The 9,749-nt window shown below is 76.4% G+C and carries 5 protein-coding genes; 2 read left to right on the top strand and 3 right to left on the bottom strand.

All coding sequences use genetic code 11. The features are described from left to right. Nucleotides 1–56: 56 nt before the first annotated feature. Both ACFU74_RS33515 and malQ read right to left on the bottom strand, forming a co-directional pair. Entirely contained in the window at nt 57–287 is a 231-nt protein-coding gene (locus ACFU74_RS33515; protein WP_380763711.1) for a hypothetical protein, read from the bottom strand. Between the two features lie 20 nt (nt 288–307). Further along, complete coding sequence (gene malQ / locus ACFU74_RS33510) at nt 308–2,497, bottom strand: 4-alpha-glucanotransferase (protein ID WP_380763709.1); 2,190 nt, start codon at nt 2,495–2,497, stop codon at nt 308–310. 396 nt (nt 2,498–2,893) lie between these two features. Between malQ and ACFU74_RS33505 the strand changes: the two genes are divergently transcribed. Further along, a complete protein-coding gene (locus ACFU74_RS33505) occupies nt 2,894–7,006 on the top strand; it encodes a beta-N-acetylglucosaminidase domain-containing protein (protein ID WP_380763707.1) in 4,113 nt (1,370 codons plus the stop codon). Nucleotides 7,007–7,109: 103 nt separating this feature from the next. On the opposite strand, the gene ACFU74_RS33500 is transcribed toward ACFU74_RS33505, so the two are convergent. Beyond that, on the bottom strand, nt 7,110–7,754 hold the full coding sequence (locus ACFU74_RS33500) for an HNH endonuclease (RefSeq protein WP_380763705.1): 645 nt from the start codon (nt 7,752–7,754) through the stop codon (nt 7,110–7,112). Between the two features lie 424 nt (nt 7,755–8,178). Here ACFU74_RS33500 and ACFU74_RS33495 point away from each other — a divergent pair, with 424 nt between their 5' ends. Beyond that, the gene (locus ACFU74_RS33495) at nt 8,179–9,396 is read left to right on the top strand and encodes a mechanosensitive ion channel family protein (protein WP_380763703.1); all 1,218 of its coding nucleotides are present in this window, start codon (nt 8,179–8,181) and stop codon (nt 9,394–9,396) included. Nucleotides 9,397–9,749: the final 353 nt, after the last annotated feature.

Below are 9,749 nucleotides of genomic sequence, written 5' to 3'. Positions count from 1 at the left end.
GGTCCGGCGCCCCCTCGGGGTCTGTGCTCGTGTGGGTGGAGGAAGGAGCCGCCCGGCTACTTCTTCTTGTCCTTGCCGCCCAGCGGCAGCGCGGCCAGGCCGCCGATGATCACGAAGGCCGCGATCGGGAGCAGCACGAACAGGCCGAGGGTCTCGGCGACGCTCAGGCCGCTACCCGGGTCGTCACCGTCGTCCCGGGTGAGGGCCATGGCGGGCGACGACAGCAGCATCATCAGCGTGACCGTTGCGGTGACCGCGCCGGCTCGCAAAGCGTTCCTCTTGTCCACGGTGCCAACTTACCCGTCACTTACGCCGGGCCGCTCGCCGGGGTCGGCCTTTCGGGAGCGGCCCCGCCGGCGGTGCCCGGCCGGACGCCCAGGGGGCGCAGCAGGTCCGCGAGGGTGCGGGCGTCCGGGGCCGCGGCCAGGGTGTCGAGGGTGACCGGCGTGCCCGCGCCGTCGGCTACCGGCAGCCGCCAGTTCGGGTACTGGTCCCAGGTGCCGGGGAGGTTCTGCGGCCGCGGGTCGCCGACGAGGTCCGGCAGCCAGACGCCGACCAGCCCGGCCGGGGTGGCCGCCAGGAACCGGTGCAGCGCGAGGGCCGACAGCGGCTCGTCCGCGCCCAGCAGGCCGAGCCGGACCAGCTCGGCCCGCCAGTCGGCCAGCTCGGCGGCGGCCTGCTCCTGCTCCTCGCCCAGCGGGCGGGCCAGCAGGCCGAGCCGGTGGCGCAGCTCCACGTGCTCGCCGGAGAGCCGGGCGGCGGTGGACGGCAGGTCGTGCGTGGTCAGGGTGGCGAGGCTGCCCGCCCGCCACCGCTCCGGCGGCAGGATCCCGCCGCCGGCCTGCCAGTCCCGCTCGAACCAGAGCACCGAGGTGCCGAGCACCCCGCGCTCCGCGAGTTCCTCGCGCACGCCCGGCTCGACGGTGCCGAGGTCCTCGCCGACCACCGCGGCGCCGGCCCGGTGCGCCTCCAGGGCGAGCACGGCGAGCATCGCCTCGGCGTCGTAGCGGACGTACACGCCCTCGGTCGGGGCGTGCCCGGCCGGCACCCACCAGAGCCGGAACAGGCCCATCACGTGGTCGATCCGCAGCGCGCCGGCGTGCCGGGCGGCGGAGCGGATCAGCTCGGCGAACGGCGCGTAGCCGGCGGCGGCCAGCGCGTCCGGGCGCCAGGGGGGCAGGCCCCAGTCCTGGCCGTGCGCGTTGAAGGCGTCCGGGGGCGCGCCGACCGAGATGCCGGCGGCGAGGACGTCCTGGAGCGCCCAGGCGTCGGCGCCGTCTGGGTGGACGCCCACCGCGAGGTCGTGCACCAGGCCGACCGGCATCCCGGCGGCGCGGGCGGCCCGCTGGGCCCGGTCGAGCTGGCGGTCGGTCTGCCAGGCCAGCCAGCGGTGCAGGTCGACCCGGTCGGCGAGTTCGGCGGCCTCGTGCCGCACCTGCGGGGAGTCGGGGTGGCGCAGGCCCTTGGGCCAGCGGTGGTGGTCGGCGCCGTGCCGTTCGGCCAGGGCGTTCCAGACCGCGTGGCGCTCCAGCCACTCGCCCTCGCGGGCCCGGTAGGCGTCGAAGGCGGCGGTGCGGACGGCGCCGTGGCGGGCCGCGTACCGGCGGTACTCGGCGTGCAGCAGCTCCAGGGCGCGGCGCTTGAGGGCCCAGACCTCGTCGCGGTCGATGAGGCCGTCGTGCTCCAGCACCTCGGCGCGCAGCCGGGCGGCGCGGACCAGCAGCTCGTCCGCCTCGTCGCGGGCCGGACCGGCCAGGTAGGCGTACTCGGGGACCTCCTCGACCCGCAGGTGGACCGGGTCGGCGAAGCGGCGGGAGGAGGGGCGGTAGGGGGACGGGTCGGAGGGGACGGCCGGCAGCGCGGCGTGCAGCGGGTTGATCTGGAGGAAGCCGGCGCCCAGCGAGCCCGCCCAGGTGGCGAGGTCGGCGAGGTCGGCGAGGTCGCCCATGCCCCAGGAACGGTCGGACAGGACGGAGTAGAGCTGGGCGAGGAAGCCCCAGCTGCGGCCGGGGAGGGCGGGCAGGCGTTCGGGGGCGACGATCAGGTGGGCGGTGGCGGCGGTGCGGCCGGGCAGTGCGGCGTGCAGGGTGTGCCGGCCGGGCGGCAGGTCGGCGGGCAGCCAGTGGGCGTGGCCGCGCGGGAGCTCCCAGCGGCCGCCCTGCTCCAGGTCGACGGCGAGCCGGGTGTCGGCGGGCAGGTCGAGCGCGGTGCGGCGGCCGGCCCGGGCCACGACGGTCGGGGGCAGCAGGCGGGCGCGCCGGGCGGCCCGGTGCCGGGCGAGCGCCGCGCGGGCGGCCTCGGGGGCGGCCGCGTCCACGCCGAGCGCGGCCAGGACGGCGACCAGCGTGCGGGCGCCGGCCGGCACGCCGCCGGGGCCGCAGCGGGTGTCCACCCCGTGGGCCTGCGCCAGCGCCACCAGCTCGGGCGGGGGCAGCGGCGCGTCCTGCGCCGGCACGTCCAGGCCGTCGGCTCCGTCACGGTCGAGATAAGCGGCCACTCGCGGCTCCTGCGATGTCTCGGCAACGCCCGGTCAGAACAGCCACAGTCCTACCCGGGCGACGGGTCGGCGACCCGGCGGACACGCACCGCCGCCTCCTCTTTTAGCTCGGCTCGCCTCCGGGGCGCTCTTGTCCGGTGCCGACGGCCGGCGGCGGCGCGCCACCTCCTTCGTCGGCGGCTCGGCCTTCTCCCTCCCGGCCCCGGCGCGGCCCTTCGGCTCGCTCGCCCTGCTCCCTCCGGGGGGCTCCCGGAAGGGCGGGGAGTCCTCGTTAAAGAGGCCTTAAGTCCGGCGTAAATCGGACAAAGTCGGCATACCCGTCGACGGCGTTGACACCGGGAAACGTAGCTGGTGGGCTTTGCCGCGATGTGGTTCCAGCCTGGCGAGGAGGCTCCTGTGCAAGCCCGAGTGTCCGAGGCGGCCGGGCGGCGGCTCCGTCAGCAACTGGAGCAGAGCCCGTCGCTGCGCGAGGTGCTCCAGCACCCCGCGGCCCTCGCGGCACGGCGGGCCACCGCACGGACGTGCCGTCAGCTGGCGCCCAGGACGGCGGACCGGCTGATCGCGGACCTCAAGGGCACCGAACCGCTGCTCCGCTCGGTGCGGGCCGAGCGCGCGCTGGCCGCCCGGCCGGGGGCGCCGAGCCGGCGCACCCTCCAGGTGGCGGCCACCCTGTCGGCGGCGGCCGTGGTCGGCGGCCTGCTGGTGAGCGGCCCGGCCGCGTACGCGCAGAGCCCCGGGTTCTCCCCCGGGCCGGACGTCGTGAGCACCGCGAGCAGCGCCCCGCAGACCCCGCTCGGCAGTGTGAGCGACCCTCAGGTCTTCCCCCGCCCGCAGGAGCAGCGGGTGGCCGGCAAGCCGGTCACCGTGCCGGGCGTCGTCACCCTGGTCACCGCGCCGCAGGCGGACCACGGCGCGATCGCCGCGCTGCGCGAGGTGCTCGGCGTCGCCGGGGCGACCACCGTGGCCTCGCTGCCGGAGCCGGCCGCGCCGGTCGCCGGCTCGCTGGTGGTGTACGTCGGCGGCCCGGCCGAGGGCGCGGGCGGCGCGACCGACCGGGTGCTGCGCGAGCTCGCCGTCGCGGCCGGCGGCCCGGACACCGCGGCCCCGACCACCGCCGGAATGCCCGGCGGCGGCTACGTCCTGGCGGCCGGTCAGCTGCCGGTGGCCGAGGGGGGCAGCTACGGCGCGGTCGTGCTGGCCGGCGCCGACGCGGCCGGCACCTTCTACGCGGCGCAGTCGCTGCGCCAGCTGCTGGCCGCCGTCCCCGCCGAGCAGGGCCAGGCGCCGGGCGCGGCCGGCCTCGGCCTGCCGGGGATCACGCTGCGCGACTGGCCGTCCGGCGCCCCGGTGCGCGGTACCGCCGAGGCGTTCTTCGGCACCCCGTGGAGCCAGCAGCAGCGGCTGGAGCAGCTGGACTTCCTCGGCCGCTCCAAGCAGAACTTCTACCTCTACGCCCCGGGCGACGACCCGTACCGCACGGCCCGCTGGCGGGACGCCTACCCGCAGGCGAAGGCCGACGACCTGCGCGCGCTGGCCACCCGCGCCGGGCGCAACCACGTCACGCTGGGCTATGCGATCGACCCCGGCCAGTCCTTCTGCTACAGCTCCGGCAAGGACGCGGACGCGCTGGTCGCCAAGCTGGACGGGCTGCGCAAGCTCGGCTTCACCGCGTTCCAGCTCCAGTTCCTGGACGTCTCCTACGACGAGTGGCACTGCTCCGACGACCGCGCCAAGTACGGCACCGGCCCGGCCGCCGCCGCCAAGGCGCAGGCCGAACTGGCCACCAAGGTGCAGGACCGGCTGATCGCCAGGGACCCGGGCCTGGCTCCGCTGTCGGTCCTCCCCACCGAGTACCACCAGCAGGGCTCCACCCCGTACCGGGCGGCGCTGGCCGGCGCGCTGCCGCCGGCCGTGCAGGTGGCCTGGAGCGGGGTCGGGGTGATCCCGGAGCGGATCACCGGCCCCCAGGTCGGCGACACCGCGGACCTCTACGGGCACCCGCTGGTCACCATGGACAACTACCCGGTCAACGACGCCACCCCGGACCGGCTGTTCCTGGGCGCCTACACCGGCCGCGACACCGAGGTGGCGACGCGTTCGGCCGTCATGCTGACCGGTGCGATGCAGCAGCCGGTCGCCTCCCGGATCGCGATCGGCACGGCCGGGGACTTCGCCTGGAACCCTGGCGGCTACAAGCCGGAGGACTCCTGGCAGGCGGCGCTGCGCTCGCTGGCCGGCCCGACCGGCGCGACGGCGACGCCCACCGGGGAGGCCCTGCCGGCGCTCACGGCGCTGGCCGGCAACAGCGTCTCCTCGCCGCTGGCCAAGCAGGAGTCCGGCTATCTGCAGCCGCTGCTGGACCGGTTCTGGGCGACCGCCGAGCCGACCTCGGGCGCCGCGCCCGACCTGGCCGCGCTGATCGCGGCGGCCGCCCCGCTGCGGGAGGCGTTCGCCGCGATGGCGGGCGCCCAGCAGACCCTGGCCGCCGCCCCGGCGACCGCCCAGCTGGCTGCCGAGGCCGCCCCCTGGCTGGCGCCGCTGCGCGACTACGGCCTCGGCGGGCAGGCCGCCCTGGACATGCTGCTGGCGCAGCGCGGCGGGGACGGCGGGGCCGCCTGGAAGGCCCGGGTGGAGCTGAACAAGCTGCGCGAGCAGCTCGGCCAGAGCCCGGCGACGGTCGGCGCGGGCGTGCTCGGCCCGTTCCTGGAGCGGGCGCTGCGGGCCGCCGACACCTGGGCCGGGGTGCAGGGCGGCGGCATCACCCCGACCACCACGCTGGGCACCGCGCACGACCACCTGCCGGCGCTGATGGCCGACGGCGTCGCCGACACGTTCTACTGGAGCTCGGCGCCGCCGCAGCCGGGCGACTCGGTCGGCCTGGACCTCGGCGGCGGGCGCCCGGTCGGCAGCGTGACCGTGCTGATGGGCTCCTGGGGCAACGGCCCGGACGGCCGGAGCGCGGTCGACGACTACATCCGGGACGGCGTGCTGGAGTACTCCACCGGCGAGGGCGGCTGGCGGAAGCTGGCCTCGGTGAAGAACCAGAAGTCGGTCTCCGCGCAGCTGCCCGCCGGGACGGTGGTCCGGGCGGTCCGGCTGCGGGCCACCGCCGCGCAGAAGACCGCGGTCGCGGTGCGCGAGTTCTCGGTGACGGCGCCGGACGAGCTGCCGGCCAGCGTCTCCGGCGGACCGGCCGCGCTGCCCGGCTCCTCGGCCGCCGCCGTGCTGGACGGCAACCCGGACACCGCCTACCGGGCGGCCACCGCGCCGACCGCGACCGACGAGCCGCTCACCGTCGAGCTGGGCGCGGCCCGGCCGCTGGACCGGCTGACGATCCTCACCGACCCGGGCGTCCGGGCCTCGGCCGCCGTCTCGGTGCGGCACCCGGACGGCTCCTGGACGGAGATCGGCGCCGTGCAGCCGGGCTGGAACGAGCTGTCGGCCGGCGGCCTGCCCGCCGACGCGTTCCGGCTGGCCTGGAAGCCGGGCGGGGAGCCGCCGGTGGTCAACCAGGTGATCCCCTGGTACGCGGACGCGCCGGTCGCCCGGCTGAGCCTGGCCGACGCCTCGGTGGACGCGGTGATCGGGGAGGACTCGCCGGTGCAGGCGCAGGCGACGGTCGAGGCCGGGCGGCCGGAGGGCGTCACCGGGGAGCTGCGCACCGAGGTGCCGACGGTCGCCAGGGGGCTGACCGTGGCTCCGGTGACCGGGGTGAGTGTGCCGCGCGGCGGGAAGGTCGGCGTGCCGCTGCTGGTCACCGCCGGGCCGGAGACGCCGTCCGGGACGTACCAGGTGCCGGTGGTGTTCGTGGCCGGGCCGACCACCGTGCGCCAGGTGCTCCAGGTGCACGTGGTGCCGCCGACCGGCGGGCCGGACCTGGCGATCACCGCGAAGGCCACCTCCTCGGGCGACGAGACGCCGGGCCTCCCGGCCTCCGCGGTGGCCGACCAGGACCCGAAGAGCCGCTGGTCCTCGCCGGCGGCGGACGACGCCTGGGTGCAGCTGGAGCTGCCGGAGGCCACCCACCTGGGCTCCGCGGTGCTGCACTGGCAGGCCGCGTACGCCGCGTCGTACAAGCTCCAGACCTCGGCGGACGGCCGCAGCTGGACCACGGTCGCGACGGTCGAGGACGGTTCGGGCGGCAAGGAGACGGTGCGGTTCGACGCGCCGGACGCGAAGTTCCTGCGGATGCAGGGCGTGGCCCGGGGCACCAAGTACGGCTACTCGCTCTGGGGCGTCGAGCTGTACGCGGCCGCCCCGGCGGGCGGGACGGTGCCGCCGCCCGTGGCCCCGCCGGTGACCCCTCCGGTCACGCCGCCGGTCACCCCGCCGGTGGAGCCGCCGACCGGGACGCCGGGCGGCGGCCAGCAGACGGGCGGCCAGGCCGGCGGCCCGTCGCCGACCACCCCGGCGTCGCCCGTGCCCACCCCCTCCGCCACCACGGCCGGCCCGACGCCGCAGCCGACCGGCACCCCGTCGAAGCAGCCGGAGCGGTCCGAGCGGCCGTAGGGCGCCCGAACGGCGGGCCGCCGCGCTCCCCGACTGCGGGGTGCGCGGCGGCCCATGAGGCGTACCGGGAGATATGACGGGCAAGCCCTTGTGGTTCGGCGGATCAGGCGGAGAGCGGTTCCTTCTGTTCTCCGCGGCGGACGGGGGCGGGGTGGGCGGCGTGTGCCCGGCCGAGCGGCACCGGATGGGTGGCGTCGGTATGGTCGTGGTGCTCGTACTCGCCCCACTGCGGGGCGCGCAGCTGGTCGGCTCCGCCGTACGGCTCCAGGTAGGGGCGCCAGCGCGGGTCCTTGATGCCGGTGCCGATGATCCGCCAGGCCAGTCCGGTCGGCGGCGCCGGTGGTCGCTTCATCCGCCAGCCGAGCTCGGTGAGGTGGCGGTCGGCCTTGGTGTGGTTGCAGCGGCGGCAGGCCGCCACCACGTTGTCCCACCGGTGCTGGCCTCCCCGGCTGCGCGGGATGACGTGGTCGACGCTGGTGGCGGCGGCCCCGCAGTAGACGCAACGGCCGTGGTCGCGGGCGAACAGCGCCCGGCGGGTGAGCGGGACGGGCCCGCAGAACGGGACCCGCACGAACCGGGTCAGGCGGACGACGGACGGCGCCGGAAGGGCGCTGGTGGCGCTGTGCAGAGTGACACCCGAGTCCTCAAGGCTGACCGCCTTGTGGTTGAGGACGAGGATGAGTGCGCGGCGCATCGATACGACGCCGAGTGGCTCGTACGACGCGTTGAGGACCAGGACATGCGGCACGGATGCCTCCTTGGACGCCTGCGGCGCGTGGCTCGCGCCGGGACGAGCGGTTGGATCGCGCAACGGGTGCGTGATCTCCCCCAGTGTCGCCTTACGCCTTGGTACGGCGCCACCACTCCTGTGTAACGGACCTGACGTGAACTCCGGGTGTGGCTTCTGTCATACCCGGTATGCCCGGGGGGAGCGCGCGTTGCACTCCGGTGCCCCGGCGGGGTACCGCTGGGCCGGTCGGAGCAGTGCGGAAAGCGGCGCCCGGATGCGTGGACGGGCGTTCGCGCTGCTCCGCGCGCCCTCCGGACGGCCGATCGGCGTGTCAGGGTGCCGGCCGGGCGGCGGCTAGGGTATGGGGGACGGTCCGCAGGCCAGGGGCGGTGTGCCTCGCGTCGGCGGGCCGTGCCACGACCCCAGCAGGAAGGTCCCGCACGTGTTCCGGTCCGGTGCCGCCGGCCTCCTCGCCGACGCGTCCGCCACGACGCAGGCCTCGACGCCCGCCCCCTCCCCCACTCCCACCGCCCCGGAGTTGCCCGACCTGAGAATCCCGACCAGCGCGCAGGAGGTCTCCGACACCACCCGGCAGGCCGCCAGCTGGTTCGACGAGAACTGGCAGAGCTGGCTGGCGAGCGGCATCCGGATCGTCTTCATCATCGTGCTGGCGCTGGTGCTGCGGGCGATGGTGCGCAAGCTGATCACCCAGCTGATCACACGGATGATCCGGCCCGGCGAGAGCGAGGACGAGCCGAGCCGGCTGGGCGGGCTGCTGGCCAACACCGGAGTGGTCAACCCCGAGCGGCGCCAGCAGCGGGCGGAGGCGATCGGCTCGGTGCTGCGCAGCGTCGCGTCGTTCACCATCCTGGGCACGGCGGCGCTGATGGTGCTCTCGGCACTCGGGATGAACCTGGCACCGCTGCTGGCGAGCGCCGGTGTGGCCGGTGTGGCGATCGGTTTCGGCGCCCGCAACCTGGTCACCGACTTCCTCTCCGGGGTCTTCATGATCATGGAGGACCAGTACGGCGTCGGCGACGAGATCGACACCGGGGTGGCCAGCGGCACGGTGCTGGAGGTCGGCCTGCGGGTGACCAAGCTGCGCGGTGCGGGCGGTGAGATCTGGTACATCCGCAACGGCGAGGTGAAGCGGATCGCCAACATGAGCCAGGGCTGGTCGACGGCCTCGGTGGACGTCCAGGTCGGCTACAAGGAGGACCTGGAGCGGGTCGAGACGCTGATCATGGAGACCGCCGAGGCGATGGCCAAGGAGGCGCCGTTCGACGAGCTGGTCTGGGCGCCGTTCAAGATCCTGGGCGTGGAGTCGGTCGCGGCGGACTCGGTGGTGGTCCGGGTCGAGGCGCGCACCGCCCCGGGCAAGTCGCTGAGCGTGGCGCGGGCCCTGCGCCAGCGGGTCAAGGCGGCGCTCGACGAGGCCGGGATCAAGGTCAAGGAGGAGCTGCCGCTCCCCGCCCCCGCGGGTACCGGCACCGGAACCGCTGCCGCGACCGTCCTGGCCACCGCCGCGGTCCCGCCCCCGGCCACCGACCCGGCCCCGCCGTCCGCCCTCTCCGACCCCACCTCCGCGGGCTACAAGGCCGCCACCCCGATACCGGCCCCGGTCCGCCCCGCCGACGACACCGCCACCAAGACCCCCTGACCTTCACGCACCGCCCCGGGCCCCGTCTCCGAGCCACTCGGATACGGGGCCTTCGCGCTTCCATCACGCACCCCTGCCTTCGGCCTCCTCGTTTGCGTAGGAAGTCGGCCGGGCCGACTTCCTACGCAAGCGAGATTCCGTCGCCGCTTCGGCCCCTCCGAAGCGGCGACGGGTAGCAGGCCCTGCGGCAACGTCTGTCCCTTCTTCGGAGTGGCGGGCGCCGCCGCCGAGGCGGCCGCCCCCCCCCGCGTCACCAGGAGCCCCGCCCCCCCGTGGGTGCACCCCGCGCACCCCCGGGGGGGGCGGGGGCCCCCCCCCCCGCCGCCCGCCCCCCCCCCCGGCCCCCCCCCCCC

Source organism: Kitasatospora sp. NPDC057500 (genome assembly GCF_042802195.1).
Classification (GTDB): Bacteria; Actinomycetota; Actinomycetes; order Streptomycetales; family Streptomycetaceae; genus Kitasatospora.
Note: the sequence above shows the minus strand (reverse complement) of the source record. Positions and strands in the feature narration are given on the sequence as shown.